Source organism: Bradyrhizobium sp. USDA 3397 (genome assembly GCF_054060965.1).
Genome location: NZ_JBSSDS010000001.1, coordinates 5593588 through 5617314, shown reverse-complemented (window position 1 = coordinate 5617314; position 23727 = coordinate 5593588). Strand labels below are relative to the sequence as shown.

Annotated in this window: 27 protein-coding genes; 11 read left to right on the top strand and 16 right to left on the bottom strand. The window is 64.0% G+C overall.

Going from position 1 to position 23727, the window contains the following annotated elements; translation table 11 throughout:
- Window positions 1-15: 15 nt before the first annotated feature.
- The 5 genes from ACVWYQ_RS25920 to ACVWYQ_RS25900 all read left to right on the top strand — a co-directional run bounded on the left by ACVWYQ_RS25920 (window position 16) and on the right by ACVWYQ_RS25900 (window position 5432).
- The gene (locus ACVWYQ_RS25920; RefSeq protein WP_157285657.1) at window positions 16-1995 is read left to right on the top strand and encodes a sodium:solute symporter family protein; all 1980 of its coding nucleotides are present in this window, start codon (window positions 16-18) and stop codon (window positions 1993-1995) included.
- 154 nt (window positions 1996-2149) lie between these two features.
- The gene (locus tag ACVWYQ_RS25915; protein WP_157285658.1) at window positions 2150-2467 is read left to right on the top strand and encodes a YggT family protein; all 318 of its coding nucleotides are present in this window, start codon (window positions 2150-2152) and stop codon (window positions 2465-2467) included.
- Window positions 2464-2787 carry a hypothetical protein gene (locus tag ACVWYQ_RS25910; RefSeq protein WP_404654672.1) on the top strand — a complete coding sequence of 108 codons (324 nt, stop codon included), beginning with the start codon at window positions 2464-2466 and terminating at the stop codon, window positions 2785-2787. The genes ACVWYQ_RS25915 and ACVWYQ_RS25910 overlap by 4 nt, the downstream gene beginning before the upstream one ends.
- Before the next feature lie 102 nt (window positions 2788-2889).
- Window positions 2890-3258, top strand: coding sequence for a hypothetical protein (locus tag ACVWYQ_RS25905; RefSeq protein WP_157285660.1), 369 nt, complete (start codon window positions 2890-2892; stop codon window positions 3256-3258).
- Window positions 3259-3806: 548 nt separating this feature from the next.
- Window positions 3807-5432, top strand: a complete 1626-nt coding sequence (locus ACVWYQ_RS25900) for an MFS transporter (RefSeq protein WP_198399889.1) — start codon at window positions 3807-3809, stop codon at window positions 5430-5432.
- Between the two features lie 121 nt (window positions 5433-5553).
- Here the strand turns inward: ACVWYQ_RS25900 and ACVWYQ_RS25895 are convergent, their stop codons facing one another.
- Window positions 5554-6027 (bottom strand): secondary thiamine-phosphate synthase enzyme YjbQ, encoded by a 474-nt coding sequence (locus tag ACVWYQ_RS25895; RefSeq protein WP_275510869.1) that lies wholly within the window; start codon window positions 6025-6027, stop codon window positions 5554-5556.
- A gap of 13 nt (window positions 6028-6040) precedes the next feature.
- On the bottom strand, window positions 6041-6556 hold the full coding sequence (locus tag ACVWYQ_RS25890; RefSeq protein ID WP_275501304.1) for a hypothetical protein: 516 nt from the start codon (window positions 6554-6556) through the stop codon (window positions 6041-6043).
- 359 nt (window positions 6557-6915) lie between these two features.
- On the opposite strand from ACVWYQ_RS25890, the gene ACVWYQ_RS25885 reads away from it, so the two are divergent.
- The 5 genes from ACVWYQ_RS25885 (at window position 6916) to ACVWYQ_RS25865 (ending at window position 9533) form a co-directional block, all read left to right on the top strand.
- Window positions 6916-7290, top strand: coding sequence for an AtpZ/AtpI family protein (locus ACVWYQ_RS25885; protein WP_128265945.1), 375 nt, complete (start codon window positions 6916-6918; stop codon window positions 7288-7290).
- 98 nt (window positions 7291-7388) lie between these two features.
- Window positions 7389-8138 (top strand): F0F1 ATP synthase subunit A, encoded by a 750-nt coding sequence (locus ACVWYQ_RS25880; RefSeq protein ID WP_035996621.1) that lies wholly within the window; start codon window positions 7389-7391, stop codon window positions 8136-8138.
- 52 nt (window positions 8139-8190) lie between these two features.
- The gene (locus tag ACVWYQ_RS25875) at window positions 8191-8421 is read left to right on the top strand and encodes a F0F1 ATP synthase subunit C (RefSeq protein WP_008541273.1); all 231 of its coding nucleotides are present in this window, start codon (window positions 8191-8193) and stop codon (window positions 8419-8421) included.
- Between the two features lie 60 nt (window positions 8422-8481).
- Window positions 8482-9042, top strand: a complete 561-nt coding sequence (locus ACVWYQ_RS25870) for a F0F1 ATP synthase subunit B (protein ID WP_036040220.1) — start codon at window positions 8482-8484, stop codon at window positions 9040-9042.
- Window positions 9043-9047: 5 nt separating this feature from the next.
- A complete protein-coding gene (locus tag ACVWYQ_RS25865; protein ID WP_035996616.1) occupies window positions 9048-9533 on the top strand; it encodes a F0F1 ATP synthase subunit B family protein in 486 nt (161 codons plus the stop codon).
- 229 nt (window positions 9534-9762) lie between these two features.
- On the opposite strand, the gene ACVWYQ_RS25860 is transcribed toward ACVWYQ_RS25865, so the two are convergent.
- The 5 genes from ACVWYQ_RS25860 to ACVWYQ_RS25840 all read right to left on the bottom strand — a co-directional run bounded on the left by ACVWYQ_RS25860 (window position 9763) and on the right by ACVWYQ_RS25840 (window position 15038).
- The gene (locus tag ACVWYQ_RS25860; RefSeq protein WP_260347528.1) at window positions 9763-10413 is read right to left on the bottom strand and encodes a hypothetical protein; all 651 of its coding nucleotides are present in this window, start codon (window positions 10411-10413) and stop codon (window positions 9763-9765) included.
- Window positions 10414-10513: 100 nt separating this feature from the next.
- Window positions 10514-11101: a GNAT family N-acetyltransferase gene (locus ACVWYQ_RS25855; protein WP_157285664.1), complete on the bottom strand. Its 588-nt coding sequence runs from the start codon at window positions 11099-11101 to the stop codon at window positions 10514-10516.
- A gap of 36 nt (window positions 11102-11137) precedes the next feature.
- On the bottom strand, window positions 11138-12427 hold the full coding sequence (locus ACVWYQ_RS25850; RefSeq protein ID WP_036040217.1) for a M16 family metallopeptidase: 1290 nt from the start codon (window positions 12425-12427) through the stop codon (window positions 11138-11140).
- A complete protein-coding gene (thrC, locus tag ACVWYQ_RS25845) occupies window positions 12424-13842 on the bottom strand; it encodes a threonine synthase (protein WP_036040215.1) in 1419 nt (472 codons plus the stop codon). The genes ACVWYQ_RS25850 and thrC overlap by 4 nt, the downstream gene beginning before the upstream one ends.
- A 551-nt stretch (window positions 13843-14393) precedes the next feature.
- Window positions 14394-15038 (bottom strand): response regulator transcription factor, encoded by a 645-nt coding sequence (locus tag ACVWYQ_RS25840; protein ID WP_028178165.1) that lies wholly within the window; start codon window positions 15036-15038, stop codon window positions 14394-14396.
- An 86-nt stretch (window positions 15039-15124) separates the two neighbouring features.
- Here ACVWYQ_RS25840 and ACVWYQ_RS25835 point away from each other — a divergent pair, with 86 nt between their 5' ends.
- Window positions 15125-16462 carry a histidine kinase gene (locus ACVWYQ_RS25835; RefSeq protein WP_404545463.1) on the top strand — a complete coding sequence of 446 codons (1338 nt, stop codon included), beginning with the start codon at window positions 15125-15127 and terminating at the stop codon, window positions 16460-16462.
- A gap of 1 nt (window position 16463) precedes the next feature.
- Here ACVWYQ_RS25835 and ACVWYQ_RS25830 read toward each other — a convergent pair whose 3' ends face one another.
- The 9 genes from ACVWYQ_RS25830 to coxB all read right to left on the bottom strand — a co-directional run bounded on the left by ACVWYQ_RS25830 (window position 16464) and on the right by coxB (window position 23620).
- Window positions 16464-16829: a nuclear transport factor 2 family protein gene (locus ACVWYQ_RS25830; RefSeq protein WP_404545462.1), complete on the bottom strand. Its 366-nt coding sequence runs from the start codon at window positions 16827-16829 to the stop codon at window positions 16464-16466.
- Window positions 16830-16999: 170 nt separating this feature from the next.
- Complete coding sequence (locus ACVWYQ_RS25825) at window positions 17000-17755, bottom strand: SURF1 family protein (protein WP_271546247.1); 756 nt, start codon at window positions 17753-17755, stop codon at window positions 17000-17002.
- Window positions 17752-18153 carry a DUF983 domain-containing protein gene (locus ACVWYQ_RS25820; protein WP_035996593.1) on the bottom strand — a complete coding sequence of 134 codons (402 nt, stop codon included), beginning with the start codon at window positions 18151-18153 and terminating at the stop codon, window positions 17752-17754. Before ACVWYQ_RS25820 ends, ACVWYQ_RS25825 begins: the two co-directional genes overlap by 4 nt.
- A gap of 97 nt (window positions 18154-18250) precedes the next feature.
- Window positions 18251-19147, bottom strand: a complete 897-nt coding sequence (locus ACVWYQ_RS25815; RefSeq protein ID WP_035996590.1) for a cytochrome c oxidase subunit 3 — start codon at window positions 19145-19147, stop codon at window positions 18251-18253.
- 78 nt (window positions 19148-19225) lie between these two features.
- Window positions 19226-19879 (bottom strand): cytochrome c oxidase assembly protein, encoded by a 654-nt coding sequence (locus ACVWYQ_RS25810; RefSeq protein ID WP_035996588.1) that lies wholly within the window; start codon window positions 19877-19879, stop codon window positions 19226-19228.
- A gap of 5 nt (window positions 19880-19884) precedes the next feature.
- Window positions 19885-20061 carry a hypothetical protein gene (locus ACVWYQ_RS25805; protein ID WP_035996586.1) on the bottom strand — a complete coding sequence of 59 codons (177 nt, stop codon included), beginning with the start codon at window positions 20059-20061 and terminating at the stop codon, window positions 19885-19887.
- On the bottom strand, window positions 20058-21002 hold the full coding sequence (locus ACVWYQ_RS25800; RefSeq protein ID WP_271546250.1) for a heme o synthase: 945 nt from the start codon (window positions 21000-21002) through the stop codon (window positions 20058-20060). Before ACVWYQ_RS25800 ends, ACVWYQ_RS25805 begins: the two co-directional genes overlap by 4 nt.
- A 62-nt stretch (window positions 21003-21064) precedes the next feature.
- Window positions 21065-22681, bottom strand: a complete 1617-nt coding sequence (ctaD, locus tag ACVWYQ_RS25795) for a cytochrome c oxidase subunit I (protein WP_035996582.1) — start codon at window positions 22679-22681, stop codon at window positions 21065-21067.
- An 84-nt stretch (window positions 22682-22765) separates the two neighbouring features.
- The gene (coxB, locus tag ACVWYQ_RS25790; RefSeq protein ID WP_271546252.1) at window positions 22766-23620 is read right to left on the bottom strand and encodes a cytochrome c oxidase subunit II; all 855 of its coding nucleotides are present in this window, start codon (window positions 23618-23620) and stop codon (window positions 22766-22768) included.
- Between the last annotated feature and the right edge of the window lie 107 nt (window positions 23621-23727).

Genomic DNA, 23727 nt, shown 5'->3' with positions numbered 1-23727 from the left:
GGGAGGAGACGGACCATGGCCACGGAAGCCACGACAAGCACTTCGGACTTCATCAAGAATCTGGGCAAGATGTACGGCACCTACACGGGTGGGTTCCTCGCATTCATCCTGTTGCTTGCATTTCTCGAGCAGGCCGGCGTTCCCAACAAGATCCTGGGCTACCTGTTCGTGTTCTTCACGCTTGCGGTCTACGCCATCATTGGCGTCATGACGCGAACCGCGCAGGTCTCGGAATACTACGTCGCCGGCCGGCGCGTCCCCGCTTTCTACAACGGCATGGCAACGGGCGCCGACTGGATGTCGGCGGCATCCTTCGTCGGCATGGCCGGCACCCTGTTCCTGCTTGGCTATGACGGCCTCGCCTGGGTGCTTGGATGGACTGGCGGATTTGTGCTGGTGTCGATCCTGATCGGACCGTATCTGCGCAAGTTCGGTGCCTATACGGTGCCCGACTTCCTGTCGTTCCGTTACGGCGGCAACTTTGCCCGAATTCTCGGTGTGATCGTGCTGGTTGCCTGCTCCTTCACCTATGTGACGGCGCAGATCTACGGCACCGGCCTTATCGCATCGCGATTCCTCGGCATGCAGTTCGAGCTTGCGGTGTTCGCGGGCCTGGTCGGCATCCTGCTTTGCGCCATGCTCGGCGGCATGCGCGCGGTGACGTGGACGCAGATCGCGCAGTACATCGTGCTCATTATCGCCTATCTGACGCCGATCGTGATCCTGTCCACCATGAAGTATGGAATTCCGCTTCCGCAGCTCACCTACGGACAGGCGATCGCCGACATCACCGCGCGAGAGCAGGGGATGCTGGCGTCGGGTCTGGCGACAGCCGCGGCGCTCAAGCCGCATATCCAGCCGTTCATCAACTATAGCCCGCTCAACTTTTTCGCGATCATCATGTGCATGATGGTCGGCACGGCTTCGCTGCCGCATATCCTGATGCGCTATTTCACCACGCCGTCAGTGCGTGAGGCGCGCCAGTCCGTGGCATGGTCGCTGCTGTTCATCTTCCTGCTGTACTTCTCGGCGCCGGCTTACGCGGCTTTCTCCAAGCTGGAGGTCTATACCAACATCATCGGCAGGGACCTGACGGCAATCCGCCCATGGTTATTCACCTGGGGCGAGCTTGGGCTGATCCAGATCTGCGGCAAGAACGCGGCCAGCATTGATGCTGTCGTTGCGGCCTGCAAGGCGATTGCCGGACATCCCGGCGTGGTGCGGCTGCAGGACTTCGTCATCAACACGGACGTGATCGTGCTATCGACGCCGGAAATCGCGGGCCTTCCGTATGTGATTTCGGGTCTCGTGGCGGCCGGCGGTCTCGCCGCCGCCTTGTCCACCGCTGACGGGCTGCTGCTCGCCATCGCGAACGCGTTGTCGCACGACATCTACTACAAGATGATCGACCCGAACGCGCCGACCATCCGCCGCCTCACGGTGGCGCGTGTTCTTCTCGTGGGCGTCGCCGTGGTCGCGGCTGCGACGGCAGCTACCAAGCCGGCGGACATCCTGGCCATGGTCGGCTGGGCATTCTCGCTTGCAATGGCGGGCAACTTCCCGGCCCTCGTGATGGGTGTCTGGTGGAAACGCACGACGGCGGCCGGTGCGGTCTGCGGCATCATCGCCGGCTTCGGGCTCTGCTTGTTCTACCTCGTGACCACGCGCTACTTCCCGGGTGCGGGCGTGAAGTACTTCGGCATGACGTCGCTGCTCAATCCGGCCACCGGTGCGCCGCTGGTCGATATCGCCAAGGCGATGGCGCTGCCCAACGCCATGGAGAGCTTCCCGACGCTCGCGCACCCGCTGGCCAACAAGGTCGGCTGGTTCAACCTTACCAACATCGCCTGCGGACTGCTCGGAGCCCCGCTCGGCTTCCTCGTCATCTATGTCGTCAGCCTGCTCGGCAGGGAGCCGTCGAGGGAAATGCAGGCCTATGTCGATGACATCAGGAGGCCGCGAGGCAGGACGGTGCTCGAGGAAAAGACTACCTGAGGCATCGCAGCGCCAAAGTCGCCAGACGGGGCCCCCCTTGGGCCCCGTCTTTGTCTTGTCTGAAATGCCAGTCTTGTCGGGACACAATGCCCTTGCCATTGTCGCACAAGATGCCGGTTGAGGATTGAGCTGCCGGTCGCGAGGAGAAGCGTCCTTGGACACAACGTCACTAGCCGCATACTGGTACTTCCACTTGCCCAATTTCCTGCTGGCGGCATTGATGTACACCTTGCTTGGCCGCGTCCTGCTGGGTCTGATGGTCGATGCGGACTCGCCGAACTACATCTGGCGATTCTTTTGCCGAATCACCGATCCCGTCGTAGCGGCCGTCGCGGTCGTGACACCGAGGGTAACTCCTCCGGTCGTACTGTGGCTGTTCGGCTTCGTCTGGCTGTTCTGGCTGCGCGTCGCGTTTCACTACACATTGCTGTTGTTCAATCTCGCCCCTCGGCTCGGCGGAGCGGCCGGATGAGCCGCAACTACTATTTCGTAGCAATTGCGTTTTTCGGAATGATCAACGGCATATTCAACCAGCTGGCGCTGATCTTCACACTCCTTTACGTGCAGATGCTCGCCGGTCCGCTGCTGTTTGGAAATCTGTCCCTGACGCTGATGTTCGCCTCGCTGATGGTCTCGACCGCCACAGTCATTCTTGGCGGAATCCCGGCGGCGATCTATGAGCGGATCACCGGCACCGCCGAGTCGAACAATGTCTCGCTGTGGCTGTGGCTTGCCGGCACCGCGATCCTCGCGCTTCCGGCCGTCGGGAACTTTCTCCATATCGGACTGTAGCCGTTCATCGCATGGTTGAGCACCGCTTCTGCCGGCGCTAGGCTGGGCTCAGTTCCCTCAATCGATGTGGCTGATCAATTTCGATCGACGGAGTAGCGGCTCATGGAAGAGGTGCGCCGTATCGCCTATGCGATTGTGCTGCGCGCTTGCGGGTTCGCCTCGTTAGCCATCTTCTGCGTCATGATCGGCCTGTCCTTCCTCCCGCGCGCCGCGTTTCAGGCGGGAGGTTTTCTCAGCATGACAATGACGCTTGTGCTCGCGTTCAAGGCCCGCGAAGCCCGAACCAAGGATCACCGCCGGACCGAGATGTGGCTTTATCTTCCCAAGGAGCGCCGTCCGCCTCAAGCTCATGCGCAGCAAACGATCTCAGCAGTCATGCGGGAAACCTATCTTCTGTTCGCGTGCTGGACCGCGATCATTTCCATCGTGATGTGGACGATCGCGTTGGCCTTATCCTTCATTGGACTTTAGTCTAGACTTCGGAAGGCGCGAGGCAACCATTTGCGCCAAAGATTGGCATTGGTGCCTATCCTGAAAGCGGGAGGCGCGGACCAGAAGACCATCACCGAAGCCGAGATGCGGCTGTGTCTTCCAAAGGAAGAACGCCGGCTCCAGTCGCATCCGCAAGAAACAATCTCGACACTGATGCGAGAGATCTATCCTGGCATTTGCGCGCCGACCACGCTGGTGTCCGTGGTGATGTGGACCGTCGCACCGGCTTCCCAGTTTTTCTGCAGATCGGCGACGGTATTTCGCTCCTGCACCCTGTCGCTCTTTGCCAGGATAGCTTCGCGATCCTTCCGATCCCTGACAATTTTTTAGGCGCACTCGCTCCTTGCGTCTCATCCAAAAGTCGGTTCGAGCCGAAAGTACTATTGGGCCGGACGCGGCAAGCATGTAAGTGCTCACCTTGATTAATTGCGCGCCTTTATGGCGCGGATCAGTTTTGAATCCAAAAAAGCAAGCGGGAGCGAATCGGAATGACGACAATGGCTGTGTCTCAATCGAGCGCGCAGGGGATGACGAAGGACGAACGGTTCGTCATTCTCGCCTCCTCGCTCGGTACCGTCTTCGAGTGGTACGACTTCTATCTCTACGGCTCGCTGGCCGGCATCATCGGTGCGCAGTTCTTCTCGGCCTATCCGCCGGCAACCCGCGACATCTTCGCGCTGCTGGCGTTTGCCGCCGGCTTCCTGGTACGCCCGTTCGGCGCGATCGTGTTCGGCCGTGTCGGCGACATCGTCGGCCGCAAGTACACCTTCCTCGTCACCATCCTCATCATGGGCCTGTCGACCTTCATCGTCGGCCTGTTGCCCAACGCAGCCACCATCGGCATCGCGGCCCCGATCATCCTGATCATCCTGCGTCTGGCCCAGGGCCTGGCGCTCGGCGGCGAATATGGCGGTGCGGCGACCTACGTCGCGGAGCACGCGCCGAACGGCAAGCGCGGCTTCTACACCTCCTTCATCCAAACCACGGCGACCCTCGGCCTATTCCTGTCGCTGCTGGTGATCCTGTTCACCCGCACCGCGCTCGGTGAGGCCGATTTCGCGGCGTGGGGCTGGCGCATTCCGTTCCTCGTCTCCGTGCTGCTGCTCGGCATCTCGGTCTGGATCCGGCTCCGCCTCAACGAATCGCCGATCTTCCAGAAGATGAAGGAAGAGGGGAAGAGTTCGAAGGCGCCGCTGACGGAAGCCTTCGGCAATTGGCAGAACGGCAAGCTCGTGCTGCTCGCCCTGCTCGGCGGCGTCATGGGCCAGGGCGTGGTCTGGTACACCGGCCAGTTCTACGCGCTGTTCTTCCTGCAATCGATCCTGAAGGTCGACGGCTACACCGCCAACCTCCTGATTGCGTGGTCGCTGCTGCTCGGCACCGGCTTCTTCATCGTGTTCGGTGCGCTCTCCGACAAGATCGGCCGCAAGCCGATCATCCTCGGCGGCTGTCTGATCGCGGCCCTCACATTCTTCCCGATCTTCAAGATGATCACGTCCAACGCCAACCCGGCGCTGGAAAAGGCCATCGAGTCGGTCAAGGTCGAGGTGGTGGCCGATCCCGCCGGCTGCGGCGATCTGTTCAACCCGGTCGGCACCCGCGTGTTCACCGCGCCTTGCGACACCGCACGCGCCTACCTGTCGCAATCGTCGGTCAGGTACACGACGAGTTCGGGTCCGGCCGGCTCGGGCGTGAAGGTCGTGGTCAACGGCAAGGACGTGCCCTACGCCAACGCCAAGGACAGCAACCCGGCGGTTCTCGCCGCGGTGCAGGCGGCTGGCTATCCCAAGGCGGGTGACACCGGCATCGTGAAGATGTCGCATCCGTTCGACGTCTTCCGTCCGCAGCCGGCGGCGATCATCGGTCTGCTGTTCGTCCTGGTCCTGTTCGTGACCATGGTGTACGGCCCGATCGCGGCGATGCTGGTCGAATTGTTCCCGACCCGCATCCGCTACACCTCGATGTCGCTGCCATACCACATCGGCAACGGCTGGTTCGGCGGCCTCCTGCCCGCCACCGCCTTCGCCATCGTGGCCTCGACCGGCGACATCTATGCAGGTCTGTGGTACCCGATCATCTTCGCCTCGATTACCGTGGTGATCGGCTTCCTGTTCCTGCCGGAAACCAAGGACGTCGACATCAAGGCGACCTGATCGCAGCAGCAATCGACGACACCAACCGGCCGCGGTCTCCGCGGCCGGTTTTGCTTTGTGTGGTTCTTGCTTGGACGCGTTTTCTTCACGCGAACCGGTACCCACTTCGCTCGAAAACGCTCTACCGGTTGCTGCCGATGAATTGCAGCACGATCTCACGGCGGTGCGGGCGGCTGCGATGCTCGATCAGATAGATCGCCTGCCAGGTGCCGAGCGCGAGCCTGCCGTTCAGGACCGGGACCTGGAGCGAAGTCTGCGTCAGCATGGTCTTGATGTGGGCCGGCATGTCGTCGGGTCCCTCGGTATCATGGCTCCACCCGGCGTTCTCCGGCGCGAGCCGCGACAGTGCCGTGGTGAGATCGACCAGCACGGAGGGATCGGCGTTCTCCTGGATCGTCAGCGAGGCCGAGGTGTGGCGGATGAACAGCGTCAACGCGCCCTCACCCGCGTGCGCCTCGGCGATGAATCTCGCAACCTCGCTGGTCAGATCAGTGAAGCCGCGGCCAGGCGTCTGCACGGTGAGCAGTGTCGATGTGACGGTGGTTGCCTGCACGGACGATGGTGCGGAGCGGGTGACGGATCTGGCTGATGTCATGGAGGGGCCCGCATCAGATCTTCCCCGACACGTCTTTCTGCACGCGGTTGGCCATGTCGATCAGCCGCCGCCAGGCCTTTTCCAGGAACGTCATCATGCGGTCGACGTCCTGCTCGCTCGGCAGCGGGATCTCGATCTTACGCTCGCCCTCGGCGACCTTGGGCTCGGGTTTCCTGAGTGGATCGGATTTCGGCAGCGCCTCGTCGATCTTGCCCGATACCGTCGGCCCCGCCGCGAGCTGTGCCTTCAGCCGCTCGACCTCGGCCTGGAGCCTGCCGATCTCGGTGTCGAGCGCAGTCCGCTCGTCGGGCACCGCGTAGCAGGCCCAACCGGCGCCGTTCCTGGTGCAGGTCGACACCGTGCCGGTGCGCGTGTCGAGCCGCAGCACGCCCTCGGGGATGGGCGTCATGCTGTAGCGGCCATTTTCGCCGTCGGGCGCAGATTGCGCGGCCACGAGGCCGCCGCTGACCACCATCACCGCGGCCGCCGCCGCGAGCCATGATGTCGTGGATGACGTCGCAGGTCTCATCATTGTCTCCGCCCCGGCACTGCTGCGGCTGCGGCTGCAATTCTACACCCCCAGCCGGCAATCCGCCGCCAAAAAGCCGCCCCGAAATCAACGAACGCGGCGGCTTCTTTGATCCCGCGAGCGCGGCGAAAGCACGGCTGCGTCCGCCGTTCGCAAGCAGACCTGCTGCGGTGCGGCGTCACGCTGTGTGCAGCGCTGCCGTGCGCGTCAATATCATCAAGTAAATCAAATACATAATCGGAAGCGACGCAATCGTGACTTGGCTTGACTTGATTATAGGCCATCAGTATGGTCCGCGCGGCTTTTGAGGGTGACGGGCGCAATTTCCATTCAGCCGCAGCGTTTCGGGTCTTCGTTGCATGACACAGGGCACGGGACACGGCGATGATGGAGATCGCGATAGATCGCCCGAGGAAGCCGCGCTTTCCGATCGGCTCGGAAATCTTGATCAGCGGTTGTCCGAATTTCGCGACCGCCGGGCCAAGACCGAGCAACCCGCAGGTGACGATGGAGACAAAGCGGCCAGAGCCTCGGCGATGGCGCTTGGTTTCCGACTATCCTCGGAGTTGATCGCCGGCGTCGCTGTCGGAGCGGGGATTGGCTGGGGGTTCGACCACTTGCTGTCGACGTCGCCTTTCGGATTCATCGCGTTCCTGCTGCTGGGCTTCATCGCCGGCGTGGTGAATGTGGTGAGAACGGCAGGCGCGGGTCCGAACAGGCGCGGTGGTTCGTAATTGGCCTAGCCGGGTTAACTGTCGTGCCGCTCGCCGGCACAGCCGGCCGACCAATCTTCACTGGTCGGCTTGTCCAGCAGACGAGAGATGCCGCGCGGATGAAAATCGACCCGATCCATCAGTTCAACGTCGAACCGCTCTTCACGATCGGCCGTATCGGCGATCACACGATCGCCTTCACCAATGCCTCTCTCTACATGTTCGTCGCGGTGGGGATCATTGCGCTGCTTCTGCTCACCAGCGGCAAGCAGCTGGTTCCGGGGCGTCTGCAGTCGGTGGCCGAGCTCTCCTATGAGTTCGTGGCCAGCATGATCCGCAGCACTGCCGGAGCGGATGGCATGCGGTTCTTCCCGCTGATCTTCTCGCTGTTCATGTTCATCTGCGTCTCGAACCTCGTAGGCATCGTTCCGTACACGTTCACCGTGACGAGCCATCTCATCGTCACTGCGGCGCTGGCGCTGCTGGTGTTCTTCACGGTCCTGATCTACGGCCTCTACAAGAACGGCCTGAAGTTCCTGAAAGTGTTCGTCCCCTCGGGCGTTCCGGGCTACATCCTGCCGCTGGTCATGGCGATTGAGGTGCTGTCGTTCTTCCTGCGGCCGGTCTCGCACAGCGTTCGACTGTTCGCGAACATGCTCGCCGGCCACATCGCGCTGAAGGTGTTCGCCGGCTTCGTTGCCATGCTCGGCGCGTCTCTTGGCGTGGTCGGCTGGATCGGCGGGGTCATGCCGCTGGCGCTCGCCGTCGCGCTCACCGCGCTCGAACTGCTGGTCGCGTTCCTGCAAGCCTATGTGTTTGCGATCTTGACCTGTATCTACCTCAACGACGCCATTCACCCTGGACACTGAGTGATCCGGGTGCTTTTCCACCCACACCTGTCTTTCTTCCAAGGAGTCAAAAATGGATCCGCAAGCAGCTAAGTTTCTCGGCGCGGGCATCGCGTGCATCGGCATGGGCGGCGCCGGCATCGGCGTGGCCTTCATCTTCGGCAACTATCTGTCCGCAGCCATGCGCAACCCGGCAGCTGCTCAGGGCCAGTTCGGCAACCTGATCTTCGGCTTCGCCGTGACCGAAGCGCTCGGCATCTTCTCGCTGCTGATCGCTCTGCTGCTGCTGTTCGTCCCGCTCTGAACGCGTTTCGCGCCGCTTCCTGGTGGGAGGCGGCGCGTCTGACAGCAACAGGAGAACTCCATGGCTGAAAGTCATGGCGGCGCCAAAGGTACCGGCGCTCACACGGAGGCCGATGGCGGTCACCACGGCGGTGGCTTTCCGCCTTTCGAGAGCAGCACCTTTGCTTCGCAACTGGTGTCGCTCGCGATCGCCTTCGTCGCGCTGTATCTGATCGTCTCCCGGTTCGCGCTGCCGCGTGTCGGGGGTGCGATCGAGGCGCGTCAGAACAAGATCGAGGGCGATCTCGCCGAAGCGCAGAAGCTGAAGGACCAGTCCGAGGCGGCGCTCAAGGCCTATGAAGGCGAGCTCGCGTCGGCGCGCGCACGTGCACAGGCGATCGGCAACGAATCCCGCGAGAAGGCGAATGCGCAGGCGGAAGCCGAACGCAAGGCGCTGGAAGAGCAACTGTCCGCCAAGCTCGCCGAGGCGGAGAAGACCATTGCCTCGACCCGCGCGACCGCCATGAGCAACGTCCGCGGCATCGCGGCCGATGCAGCCGGCACCATCGTTCAACAGCTCACAGGCGTCGTTCCGGATGCAGCGTCGGTCAATGCCGCCGTTGACGCGACCTTGAAGGGTTAGTCTCGATGTTCTTCACACCTGAGTTTTGGGTCGCCGTCGCCTTCGTGATCCTGATGGTGATCTTCGCCTATGTGGGGGTGTTCAAGACGGCGATGTCGGCGCTCGATCATCGCGCCGCTCGTATCAAGGCCGAGCTGGACGAGGCGGCGCGCCTCAAGCAGGAGGCCACCAAGGTGCTCGCCGACTACAAGGCGCGCACTGCCGGTGCCGAGCGCGAGGCCGCCGACATCATCGCCAACGCGAACGCCGAAGCGGAGCGCATCGCAGCAGAGGCCAAGGCGAAATTGGAAGATTTCGTCACCCGCCGCACCAAGACCGCCGAGGGCAAGATCGCACTCGCCGAGGCTCAGGCTCTAGCGGACGTCCGGGCAGCCGCCGCGGAAGCCGCCGTGCAGGCTGCCTCCACGATCCTGTCGCAGTCAGTCAAGGGCCAGATCGCCGACGACCTGCTCGCCAAGGGCATCAACGAAGTCAGGCAGAAGCTGAACTGAGGGATTTGCCTTACCCAATCAAAAAGCCGGCGCGACGAGCGCCGGCTTTTTTGTTTGTGCTGGTCTCTCGTGTCCCGGACGCGGTGCAGCGTGCAACGCTGCTCCGCAGAGCCGGGACCCAGCATGCCGCGGCGTGGGCCCCGGCTCTGCGTCGCACCGCACCGGACGATACGCTTCACATCCCCGGGAGCGCTGAGCCGCGTCCGGGGCACGAGACCTTGAACTGAAGCTACTTCTTCCTCGGCTTAGCCTTCTCCGGCGAGAGCGCCTGCGGGTCGAAGCCGACATAGAAGATGTAGGTATCGGCAACCGCGGGCGCCGGCACCGGATAGGCCAGATCCTCGGCGACGAAGGTGAAGGGCACGCTGCCGCCTTCCGACATCGCCACCGTGGTCCGGTAGGCCTTCGAGGCGATCACCTTCTCGCCGACGCCGCCCTGCACGACGGCGATGCGCAGCGGCACCTCGACGGAGGCAGGCGCCCCGGCGGGGCCGGCGATGACACGGCCCTGGATGCCGATCCGGGCCGTGATGCCGGCACTGCTGCGCAAGCATTCGCGCGCCATCTTGGTGATCGAGGCCTGGAAGCGGATGTCATTGCCGACCGCCGGCTTGCCGCTGGCGCCGACCGCGTAGGTCGAGGCGCCCGCGCGCACCGTGACCTGCGGGCAATCGAGGTCGTCTTCCGCCGGCTGCCCGGGCGCAGGCGCCGGCTTCGGCTCCGCCGGCTCGTCGGACTTGCCGCCGAACAGGCTCTTGAAGCGGTCGGTCAACGACTGCGCCGCCACCGGCGAGACGGAGGCGAGCCCGACCGATAATGCCAGCACGACCGCTGCGCCCCGCCGCAACCTCGTCCGCGATGACCGAAGCTCCTGCACCATCAACACCCGTACTCCATGACAATGTTCCGGCCGGGTTATATCGCCAATATCGGCGAACCCAAGGCGGCAAAAAGGGATTAGGCCGCATCCATCAGGCTGCTCAGCCGCGGAAGTCCTCGTGCAGCAGGCCGAACAGCAGGTGATCCTGCCAGACCCCGTTGATGCAGAGATAGCGGCGCGCCAGGCCCTCGCGCGAGAAGCCGCACTTCTCCAGCACCCGGATCGACGGCGCATTGGTCGGGATGCAGGCGGCCTCGACCCGGTGCAGATTGAGCTCGCCGAACAGCGTCGGCAGCAGCACCCGCAGTGCGGCCGTCATGTAGCCGCGGTGGGCATAGGGCTGGCCGACCCAATAGCCGATGGTCCCGGCCTGCACGATGCCACGCCGGACATTGGCGAGCGTGATGCCGCCGACCAGGGCGCTGTCGAGCTCACGGAAGATCAGAAAGGGATAGGAGCGGTCCGCGGCGATATCTTCGGCATAGCGGCGCAGGCGGCGGCGGAAGCCGGAGCGGGTGAGATCGTCGGACGGCCAGATCGGCTCCCAAGGCGTCAGATAGTCGCGGCTGGTCTCGCGCAAATGAGCCCATTGCAGGAAGTCGGACATTTGCGGCGCGCGCAGGAGCAGCCCGTTGCCGCGCGGCGCCAGGGCGGCGGGTCCACTGGATGGCAGGCGAAAGAGGGCCATGGTGATGCTTCCCGGGGCGAGGCCCGCGCGCGGCTCCTAATGCAGCCGCGCCTTGGCGCGCGCCCGTGTCAATCCTTCCGCAAAAGACACCGCCGTGTCCAGACCCCTGCCGCTGCCCAATGCGACGACCGCAGGCCGGCTGCGCGACAGCAGCGCACGGGCCGCGTCCCGGGTCGATTCGATGCTGACGGCGTCGATCCGGGCGACCAGTTCCTGCACTGTCTGCGGGCGCCCGTAGGCCAGCACATGCCGGGCGAGCTGCTCGGCGCGGGAGGAGCAGCTCTCCAGCGCCATCAGCAGACCCGCCTTCATCTGTGCCTTGGCCCGGGCGATCTCGGCGTCGGTCAGCGTCTCCACCGATTCGTTCATGATGTCGACCACGACCTCCATCATCTCCGGCGCATCGGCGGGATCGGTGCCGGTATAGAGGCCGAAGAAGCCGGTATCGGTGTAGGGCGCGTGGAAGGTATAGATGGAGTAGCAGAGGCCGCGCTTCTCGCGCACCTCCTGGAACAGGCGCGACGACATTCCGCCGCCGAGGACATTGGTGAAGACCTGCAGCGAGAACAGCGAAGGATCGGTCTGCGGCACCCCTTCGAGCGCCAGCGTCAGATGCGCCTGCTCGAGCTCGCGATGCACCACCTTGGCGCCGCCCTGGCCGAACCGAGCGGCCTGCGGCTTCGGCCCGGGCGTCCCCTCGAAGCTCGCAAAACGCTTTTCGACCTCCGCGACGACTTGGCCGTGATCGACCGCCCCGGCCGCGGCCACCACCATGTCGGGCCCGCGATAATGCGTCGACAGATAGCCGCGCAGCATGTCGCGGTTGAAGGCGCGCAGCGTCTTGGCGGTACCAAGCAGCGAACGGCCCATCGGCTGGTCGGGATAGCAGAGTTCGTTCAGATGCTCGAACACGACGTCATCGGGCGTGTCCTGCGCGGCACCGATCTCCTGCACGATGACGTTCTTCTCGCGCTCCAGCTCGTCGGGCTCGAAGGCGGGGTTGGCAAGGATGTCGGCGAGCACGTCGAGCGCGAGCGGCACGTCGGCCTTCAGCACCCGCGCGTAATAGGACGTGGTCTCGGTCGAGGTGCCGGCATTGAGGTCGCCGCCGACCGCCTCGATCTCCTCGACGATCTCGCGCGAGGAGCGCCTGGTCGTGCCCTTGAACGCCATGTGTTCCAACAGATGCGAGATGCCGTGCTCGTTCGGCTTCTCGTCGCGTCCGCCGACGCCGGCCCAGACGCCGAGCGCCGCCGTCTCAAGGTGGGGCATCTCGTCGGTGACGACGGTGAGGCCGGAGGCAAGCTTGGACATCTCGACGCTCATCCGGCAACTCCCTGCTTTGCGGCGCGGCTGGCGGACAGCACGAACCGCTCGAGCTCGACCTGATCGTTCTTCATCACCCTCATGTGTTCGGATTTGGTCATCAGCCCGTCGAGCCAGGCCGGCAATTGCGGCCGCTGGCCGCAAGCCGCCTCGACGGCGTCGGGGAACTTGGCCGGATGGGCGGTGGAGAGCACGATGCTCGGCACCTTCGTATCGGTGGTGTCGCGGTCCGCGACGGCGAGCGCCACGGCGGTATGAGGATCGACCAGCTCGCCTGCTTCGCGCCAGGCGGCGCGGATCGCAGCCGCAGTCTCGGTCTCGTCGGCGCGCCCGGCATCGAACTCCTCGCGGATCGCGGCGAGTGTCGCATCGGGTAGCACGAAGCGGCCGGACTGCTTCAGCTGTTCCATCAGGCGACGCACGCCGGCGCCATCGCGCCGGCCGGCCTCGAACAGCAGCCGTTCGAAGTTCGAGGAGATCTGGATGTCCATCGACGGCGATGCCGTCGCGTGCACCTCACGCACCTCGTAGATGCCGGTCTTCAGCGTGCGCGCCAGGATGTCGTTGACGTTGGCGGCGATGCGCAGGGTGCGCACCGGCAGCCCCATGCGCTTGGCGACGTAGCCGGCGAAGATGTCGCCGAAATTGCCCGTCGGAACGACGAAATCGACCGCGCGCGCCGGAGCACCGACCGCGACGGCGGAAGTGAAATAGTAGACCACCTGTGCGACGATGCGCGCCCAGTTGATGGAATTGACGCCGGAGAGCGAGGTCGCATCGCGGAAGCGATGGTTGTTGAACATCCCCTTAACGAGAGCCTGGCAGTCGTCGAAGGTGCCTTCGATGGCGAGCGCATGGACGTTGGCCGCGCCCGTCGTGGTCATCATCCGCCGCTGCACCTCGGAGATGCGGCCGTGCGGAAACAGCACGATGAGATCGACGTTCTCGAGGCCCGCAAAGGCTTCGACCGCGGCGCCGCCGGTATCGCCTGACGTCGCGACCACGATGGTGGTGCGCTGGCCGCGCTTTTCGAGCACATGGTCCATCAGCCGCGAGATCAGCTGCATCGCCACGTCCTTGAAGGCGAGCGTCGGACCGTGGAACAGCTCCAGCACGAACTGGTGCGGGGACATCTGGCGCAGCGGCACCACCGCAGGATGGCGGAAGGTGGCATAGGCCTCGTTCGCCATGCGCCCGAGCTCGGCGTCGGAAATCTCACCGCCGGCGAAGGGACGAATCACGTCGACCGCGACCTCCCAATAGGGGCGGCCGAAGAAGCCGGCGATCGTCTCGCTCGGAAGCTGCGGCCACACCGCAGGCACATACAGGCCGCCGTCGCGGGCAAGCCCGGTCAGCATCACGTCACAAAAGCCGAGTTCGGGGGCTTCGCCCCGGGTCGAGATATAGCGAGTCAAACTGCCCTCCAAAGGCGGCCGGGCCCTAAGCTCGACCCTTAAGCCTTTGATTTTACGTAATTACTTGTCAACAGCCGGTGGCTTTGAACCACCATAGAGTGTTTTGCGGCATCGGGAAACCGCTTCCGACCTACCCCTCGCCCAATGAAAAAGGGCTGCGGCATTGCCGCAGCCCTTCTCTTGGAAGGTCTGTCGTTGTGTGCAGACCGGTTGCCTCATCGGGGTCGCCGACCCCTCAAAACTGTTCCGGCAAGCTTTCGTCGCCTGTCACGAAATCGTCAAGTCCAAACCCCGCGCGCGTCGAATGTTCCTATTTTTCCCGATCCGGGCTCTGGTTCGTTTTGGCAGTTGCAGCCAAGTCCTGTCAGTGATCCTTGCCCCTGAACTCCGCTTTTTCCCGAATCAGCCGCGGGAACGAATACAGCCTCGGCCCATTGTGTCGGCGGATGGGTGTCAGCCCGTTGTCCAACGCATTGCCCGGCCAACGGCGGCGTCGATCCGTCGGCCGAACCGCTGCATCCCGGAGCAGCCGGTTCGGTCGCTGGCGAAAGTCAGTTCATCCCGATTTCCACTGCGATCCGGATCAGGTCGGAATGGTTCTTGGCGCCAAGCTTCTGCTTGAGCAGGGACGTGGTGTTGGCGACGGTCTTGTAGGAGATGCCGAGCGCCTCGGCGACCTCGACGATCTTGTCGCCGCGTCCGAGCAAGCGAAGAATTTCGAGCTCCCGCGGCGTCATCTGTGACGCGGGGTTGGCCTTGATCGCCGCGCCGGAAAACGTCACGGCTTCCGCAAGCTGCGGCGAGATGAAGTTGTCACCCGCGACCACCTTGCGCACCGCTTTGAGCAGGATCCTGGGGTCGTCGCCTTTGGAGACATAGCCCTGCGCCCCGAGCTCGACGGCCCGCACGACGAACGCCGGATCGTCGTTCATGCTGAACATGATGATCTTGGCGTCGGGGTCGTCCTTGCGGATACGCCGCATCAGCTCGAACCCGGAGACGTCGGGCAGGCTGATGTCGATCACGGTGACGTCGGGCCGCTTGCTGACATAGGCGCGATGCCCGGATTTGGCATCGCTCGCCTCGTCAATGCGGATTGAATGGTCGGATGCGAACAGGGTGCGGCAGCCCGACAGCACCACGGGATGGTCGTCGACGATCAGGACCCTCGTCGCCAGCTTGGCGGTATCTTGCATCGCGCACTCTCTTGTTTTTCGAGTCATAGCCCGCCGGGAATAAATGGAAAGAGCAAATCCGGCCGATACGCGCTAGAATTGACCTAATGTGGCGACGACTTTCGTTCCGAACGCAATTGTTTCTCCCGCTCGGCGCGAGCCTTCTCGCAGCCCTGATCCTGGGCGGCATATTACTGCAGATATTTGCACCAGGTCAGGTAGCTGATGAACACGAGCCGGCTCGACGCTCGATCCAGACCATCGCCGCCGCGCTCAACAGCACCCTGCGCGCATCGGACAATCCGCAAAAGACCCTCGATGCATTTGTTCGGTCCTTGGACGCCTCCACGGATATTCAATTCCGCCGCATGGACGGAGGTCCCCCGCCTTCTCCGAAAGACTTGCGCAACCTGAAGAAGGTTCCGCAATGGTTCGTCAACCTCATCACCATACCAGAGATGGAAGCGGCGTTTCCGATCGTCATAGACGGCAGACATGTCGGCGATATCGTGTTCTTCCCGGACATATCGGCCGACTTGTTCGAGAAGTGGATCGGCTTCCTTGCGCTGACCAGCCTGGTCGCTGTCCTGATGGTGCTCACCGGCACCGTTGCCTATGTCTTCGCCGGTTCGGCCCTGCGCCCCCTGCAACATCTCGGCGAAGGTCTCACGCGAATACGGCGGGGCGACTACACGAGCCCAATTCCGGTCCGAGGCCCAGCGGAAATCCGGCAAGGCTGCGAGGAGGCGAACGCGCTGGCTGCAACGCTGGCGCAACTCAGCCAGGACAATCGCGATCTGATGCACCGCCTGGTGTCGCTGCAAGATGACGAGCGGCGCGATCTCGCCCGCGAACTGCACGACGAGCTCGGGCCCCTCCTCTTCAGCATCCGCGCCGGCACGATCGCGCTGACCGATGCCTCCGAGCCAACGGGACATCTCGGCAATTCGGCACAGGACCTGCTGCAATCGGTCGAGGCCCTGCAGCAGACCAACCGCCGCATCCTCGACCGGCTGCGGCCGCTCTATATCGAAGAGCTCGGCCTTTCGAGCAGCGTGCAAACGCTGCTCCGGAATTTTCGCAAGCAGGCACCTCATATCGTGCTGACGGACGCGATCGATCGCGATCTCAGCGCAATCGGCGGACCGCTGGCGCAGACCGTCTATCGCGTGATCCAGGAGGCACTGACCAACGTGCTGCGACATGCCAACGCGGGCAACGCACATGTGCAGGCGACGGTTGCCGACAAGACGCTCGTCGTCGAGATCTCCGACGATGGCGGCGGCTTCCCTGCGGACAACGTCTTCGGCCGGGGCCTGACCGGCATGCATGAGCGCGTGCGCGCGCTCAGCGGATCGCTATCGCTGTTGCGCGTGGATGACCGAACCTACGTGCGCTGCCGCCTTCCGGCGGAGACGATGCGGGACGTTCCGTCACCAGGCTAGTTCAGCAGGCGCAACCATCATGCGCATTCTGTCGCGCCGGTTCGCACAGCGTGCTGTGGATCTTGCCATCCGGGCTGAAGCGGAACGAGGCCTGAATGCGCAGCGCGCCGGCGACGGAATATTCGAGGTGGATGCCGTGGGGCGCGGGATTGATCTCTTCCAGCCCGAACCCCGCCAAGGAGAAGGCGCTGAGCCGCGGTTGCCAATAGGCCTCGATCTCGCTCCGGCCACGATAGCGCCGCGCGCCGTCGCACGTGCATTCGAGCTGCGCGTCGTCGGCATAGAGGTCGAGCAGGGCTGTGAGGTCGCCCTTACGGCAGGCATCCACCCAGTCGACGATAATTCCCATCTGGTCGAAATCACTCACGCCGCACCCAATCTGCCGCGGACAATACCGGCGGGCTTAGAACTACCCTCGTGAATATGCGCTGAATAATAAACCCCGGGCGATACCGGGTTCCCTTGATGGACCTTATTGTTTGAGCATGATCTTTTCGGAAAACCGCTACACACTTTCCGGATCATGCCCCAATGAGCTCAGCTCTGCCGCCGGCCTCTTGCCCACACGCCGAAGGCGATGAGCACGGCGCCTGCAAGCGTGAACCAGGTGATTGCATATTGCAGATGGTCGTCCTTGAGATTCACCTGGAGCGGTCCCGGACGCGGGATGCCGTTCGCCGGCGCGGGCCGTTCGAGATCGATATAGAACGGCGCAACCGTGCCCCAGCCCAGCACGCTTGCGATTGCCAGATGATCGCGCACGAACCAGAGCCGCTTGCCGCGATTCTCCGCCGGAGTCAGCCAGCTTGGCGCCTCGGGAAAGCGCAGATAGCCGGTGAGCTCAACCGGTTGGCCCGTGACGAGCTTGTTCACCGCGCGATCCTCGACGCCGCGGTCCTGCATCGTGTTCTCGACGAAACCCGCGTCGATCACGACCATCTCGCCGCCGGGAAGCCGCGCCGGCAGGAACGCCCAGGTGCCGGGGCCGGAGGCGTCCTTGCGCACCGCCGAGCCGGAGGAATAGACCATTGCATCGGGGAGGGCTGCGTAGGTTGCGGTGAAGCTGACGCGGCGGAATTCGTCGCGGGCGGGATTGAGCGCGGCCCATTGCGCGGGCGGCGGCAGCGCAACCGGCGCGGCCGCAAGCCGCTCGGTGAGCGCCGCAATCAACTCGTGCTTGGCGGTGCGGCGCTGCAGCTGCCAGACACCGAGCGCCACGAACACAGCCGTGAGGAACAGCGTGAACAGCGCGAAGCCGGCCACGGGGGCCTTGCGCGACGCAGGCTCGTTCATTTCGCGCGATCGACCAACCGGCCCGGCGCCGCCTTGTGGTGGAATTGCAGCGCGATCAGCAACGACTTCATCGAGCGCAGCGGCAACAGCGTGGTGGCGAGGATGAGCGGCAGCCAGAGCACCGCATGCAGCCAATATGGCGGCTGGTATTTGACTTCGACGATGAGGGCGCACGCGACGACGATGCCGCCGGCCAGCATGATGATGAAGATCGCCGGGCCGTCGCCGGTATCGATGAAGGCATAGTCGAGCCCGCAACGGTCGCATGCGGGCGCGAGCGTCAGAAAGCCCGCATAAAGCTTGCCCTGGCCGCAGCGCGGGCATTTGCAGGCAAGCCCACGCAGCGCGCTTTGCAGGACGGTGGTTTCGGACGGGGGTGTGCCGGCACTGTCGTTCATGATGGCGACTCTATCACAGTTTCCGACGAAACTTCGGGCAGCCGGAAAGCGAAAGGGCGGCCCTGCGGCCGCCCTTTCTGATCTTGTTCGATCGGGCTCAGTGCGCGGCGCTGGCCATGGTCTCGGCGCCGCGTCCCCAGACGTAGATGCAGAGGAACAGGAACAGCCAGACCACGTCGACGAAGTGCCAGTACCAGGCCGCGAACTCGAAGCCGAGATGCTGCTTCGGCGTGAAGTGGCCGGCATAGGCGCGGAACAGGCACACCAGCAGGAAGATGGTGCCGACCAGCACATGGAAGCCGTGGAATCCGGTCGCCATGAAGAACGTCGCGCCGTAGACGTTGCCGCCGAAGGAGAACGCCGCGTGGGCATACTCATAGGCCTGCACGCAGGTGAAGAGCGCGCCGAGCACGACGGTGAGGATCAGGCCATACTTCAGGCCCTGGCGGTCGTTCTCGAGCAGCGCGTGGTGCGCCCAGGTCACGGTGGTGCCTGACGTGAGCAGGATCAGCGTGTTCAGCAGCGGCAGATGCCAGGGATCGAAGGTCTCGATGCCCTTCGGCGGCCAGGTGCCCGGGACCGCGCAGGCGCCGGGCTGCGTGCCGAGGCCGCAACCGAACACCGCATCGCGGGTGGCGTGGACGGCATCGGCCGGAAACAGCGCCGCGTTGAAATAGGCCCAGAACCAGGCGACGAAGAACATCACCTCGGAGGCGATGAACAGGATCATGCCGTAGCGGTGATGCAGCTGCACGACACGGGTGTGGTCGCCCTTGTACTGGGCTTCCTTGATCACGTCGGCCCACCAGCTCGCCATGGTGTAGAGCACGCCCACGGTGCCGACGCCGAACACGATCGGCGCCGCCGAGAACATGTGGTGCATCCAGGCGACCGCGCCGACCGCCATGATGAAGGCCGAGAGCGAGCCGACGGCCGGCCAGGGAGAGGGATCGACCAGGTGATAGTCGTGATGCTTGGTGTGCGCCGTGGCCATTTCCGTCTCTCTCCTCAATCCCGTGCCTGTCCGGCACCTATCCCCTTGTGTCCAACCGCCCGCGCGTGAGCCCTGCGGTCAAAGATTTCCCTTGCGCTTGTCGGCCTCGCCCGATGCCAGCGGTTTCACTACGGGATCGCGCACCGGATAGAACGTGTAGGACAGCGTGATCGTGCTCAGCCCGTCGTTCTCATGGTCGGCGGCGATCGACGGATCGACGTAGAATACGACCGGCATCTCGCGCTTCTCGCCGGGCGCCATGGTCTGCTCGGTGAAGCAGAAGCAGTTGATCTTCTGGAAATAGGCGCCGACCGTCAGGGGTGCGACGTTATAGGCGGCCTGGCCCGCAGTGGCGCGCGCCGCCTGGTTGGTCACGGTGTAGAAGACCGTCACGACCTGGCCGATATTGACCTCGATCTCGCTCTGCTCCGGCTCGAACTTCCAGGGCAGGCCGGGCGCGACGTTGGAATCGAAGCGCACCGAGATCTTCCGCGCGATCGGGCCCGTGGCCGGCGCAGAGGTCGCCACTTGCGTCGTGCCGTTGAAGCCGGTGGCGCGGCAGAACCAATTGTAGAACGGCACCGCCGCGTAGGAGGCGCCGACCATCAGCGCGACCACGCCGCCGCAGATGGACGCGACCACCACATCGCGCCCCAGCCCGCGGCCCTTGCCCGGGTTGCGATGGCCAGGCTTGGCGCTGACGTCCTGCGATATGGTGGGCTCGTGATCCATGTTTCCTACATCGGCCGCACGAGCACGGCCGGCCCCTTGACCATGGTGACGGCGAAGAACAGCACCACGAGCACGCCGAGCGCCAAAGCGATCGCGATGGAGCGCTGACGACGGCTCTTCCGCTGCGCCTCGGTGAGGACGATTCCTTCCGGCTCGGGTTTGTCGGCCATCGCGGTGATCATGCGCCCCCAACCATCGGAGCAAGCGCCCGGTACACGACCTCGGCCAGCAGGGTCGCAAACAGCGCGAACAGGTACAGGATCGAGAACGCAAACAGCTTGCGGGTCGCGCGCAGCGACTGGCTGCGCTCGCGGCGCAGATAGACGTTGATGGCGAGCACCAGCATGCCGGCACCGAGGAGCAGCGAGACCACGCCGTAGACGGCATCGAAATAGCCGAGCGCCCAGGGCGCGGCGGCGACCGCGATCAGCACGATGGTGTAGAGCAGGATCTGCAGACGCGTGGCGTCGGGACCGGCGACGTTCGGCAGCATCGGAATGCCGGCGCGCGCGTAGTCGTCGGAGCGGAACAGAGCCAGCGCCCAGAAATGCGGCGGGGTCCAGAAGAAGATGATGGCGAACAGCAGCAGCGGCTCGACATCGACCGTGCCCGTCACCGAGGCCCAGGCCACCACCGGCGGCAGCGCACCGGCGGCACCGCCGATCACGATGTTCTGCGCGGTCCAGCGCTTCAGCCACATCGTGTAGATCACGACGTAGAAGAAGATGGTGAAGGCGAGCAGCGCGCCCGCGACCCAGTTGACGAGGATGCCGAGCGTCATCACCGAGAAGAAGGCGAGCGTCGTGCCGAACGCCATCGCTTCAGGACGGGTGATGCGGCCGCGCGGGATCGGCCGGTTCGCCGTGCGCGACATCTTGGAATCGATGTCGCCCTCGAGCGCCATGTTGAGCGCCCCGGAGGCGCCTGCACCGACCGCGATGCAGAGCAGCGAGGTGATCGCCAGCACCGGGTGGAAATGCCCCGGCGCCATCGCCATCCCGACCAGCGCAGTGAAGATCACCAGCGACATCACCCGCGGCTTGAGCAGCGCGAGATAATCGCCAACCTCCGCTTCGGAGATGTGGGGATTGATGTCGATGGCGTTGTGGTCGAGGACGGACACTTAGATTGACTCGCTTCGTTACAGCGCCGCGGCGCCCGTCACGGGCGCCGCGGGGGGATTGCTTACTGCACGCGGGGCAGCACTTCGAACTGATGGAAGGGCGGCGGCGAGGACAGCGTCCACTCCAGCGTGGTCGCGCCAGCACCCCAGGGATTGTCGCCTGCCGGCACCCTCTTCATGAAGGCGTCCAGCACGCAATAGAGGAAGATCAGCACGCCGAAGCCGGAGATGTATGAGCCGACCGACGAGACCAGATTCCAGCCCGCGAACGCATCGGGATAGTCGATGTAGCGGCGCGGCATGCCGGACAGGCCGAGGAAGTGCTGCGGGAAGAACACCAGGTTGACGCCGACGAAGGTGACCCAGAAGTGCAGCTTGGCAAGGCCCTCATTGTACATGTAGCCCGACATCTTCGGGAACCAGTAGTACCAGCCGGCGAAGATCGCGAATACCGCGCCGAGTGACAGCACGTAGTGGAAGTGGGCAACGACGTAGTAGGTCTCCTGGAGCACGCGATCGACACCCGCGTTCGCCAGCACGACGCCGGTCACGCCGCCGACCGTGAACAGGAAGATGAAGCCCACCGCCCAGATCATCGGCGCGCGGAATTCGATCGAGCCGCCCCACATCGTGGCGATCCAGGAGAAGATCTTCACGCCGGTCGGAACGGCGATGACCATCGTGGCGGCGACGAAATAGGCCTGCGTCGCCGAGGACATGCCGACCGTGTACATGTGGTGCGCCCACACCACGAAGCCGATGCCGCCGATCGCGACCATGGCGTAGGCCATGCCGAGATAGCCGAACACGGGCTTGCGCGAGAAGGTCGAGACGATCTGGCTGATCATGCCGAAGCCGGGCAGGATCAGGATGTAGACCTCGGGGTGACCGAAGAACCAGAACAGATGCTGGAACAGCACGGGGTCGCCGCCGCCGTCGGGGGCGAAGAACGTCGTGCCGAAATTGCGGTCGGTGAGCAGCATGGTGATCGCACCGGCGAGCACCGGCAGCGACAACAGCAGCAGGAACACCGTCACCAGGATCGACCACACGAACAGCGGCATCTTGTGCAGGGTCATGCCCGGCGCGCGCATGTTGAAGATGGTGGTGATGAAGTTGATCGCGCCCAGGATCGAGGAGGCACCGGCGAGGTGCAGCGACAGGATCGCGAAGTCGACCGCCGGGCCGGGATGGCCCGAGGTCGACAGCGGCGCGTAGATGGTCCAACCCGCCCCGACGCCGTTGGAGCCCGGCTCGCCCTCGACGAAGGTCGACATCAAGAGCAGCGCGAACGATGCCGGCAGCAGCCAGAACGAGATGTTGTTCATGCGCGGGAACGCCATGTCGGGCGCGCCGATCATCAGCGGCACGAACCAGTTGCCGAAGCCGCCGATCATCGCGGGCATGACCATGAAGAAGATCATGATCAGGCCGTGCGAGGTCACGAACACGTTGTAGGTGTGGGCCTCGTGGAAGACCTGCACGCCCGGATACATCAGCTCGGCCCGGATCGCGATCGACATCGCCGCACCGATGATGCCGGCGACGACCGCGAAGATCAGGTACATCGTGCCGATGTCCTTGTGATTGGTCGAATAGACGTAGCGCCGCCATCCGGTCGGATGGGCATGCTCGTCATGATGCGCGTGATCGCCGTGTGCCGCTGCGCTCGTTGCCATTTTCAAATCCTGCCTTGCGTCCCATTCGGACCTTTGGAGGTCCCACCCTTATCGCTTTCAGTCCCTCAGGCCGCCCCCCGGCGCTTACTGCGTCGGGCCGGCCGCGGAGGCGTAGGTGCTGGTGCCGCCGCTCGCAAACTTCTTCTTCGCCGTCTCGACCCAGGAGGCGAACTCCTGGTCGCTCACCACGCGGATCGCAATCGGCATGAAGGCGTGATCCTTGCCGCACAGTTCCGAGCACTGGCCGTAATACATGCCGGTCTTGGTGGCCTTGAACCAGGTCTCGTTCAGGCGGCCGGGAATGGCGTCGATCTTGACACCGAAAGCCGGCAGCGCAAAGGCGTGGATGACGTCCGCACCCGTGGTCTGGACCCGAACCACCTTGTTGACCGGCACCACCATCTCGTTGTCGACGGCAAGCAGGCGGGGCTGCTTGTCCTGGGCCATCAGCGAGTCGAACTCGAACTTGCCGTTGTCGGGATAGGCATAGGACCAATACCACTGCTTGCCGGTCGCCTTGACGGTCAGGTCCGCCTTCGGAATGTCGAGCTGCAGGAACAGCAGCCGGAACGACGGCACCGAAATGCCGACCAGGATCAGCACCGGGACGAGCGTCCAAGCCACCTCGATCAGCGTGTTGTGGGTCGTCCGCGACGGCACCGGATTGGCCTTCGCGTTGAACTTGACGACCACGATCACGAGCAGCGCCAGGACGAACAGCGTGATCAGGGTGATCAGCACGAAGAGGAAGTTATGGAACCAGACGATGTTGTCCATCACCGGGGAACCGGACTGCTGGAGCGTCCACTCCCACGGCGCCGGCTGCCCGAGTTCGGCCAATGCCGCACCACCCGTCGCCAGCGTGACTCCAGCCGCCACCAAGGCGATGGTGGCCAATCCCAGCAGTTGCCGGCCCACCCGACCCATCGACATCCTCATGTCGTTCGCGCTCCCCTTCCGAAATCACCCCACGTGCATTTCCCTGCTTGCGGGAAACGCTTATTCGCTCCGCCAGTCCGACAAACCGCCACGCAAGAATACCTCTA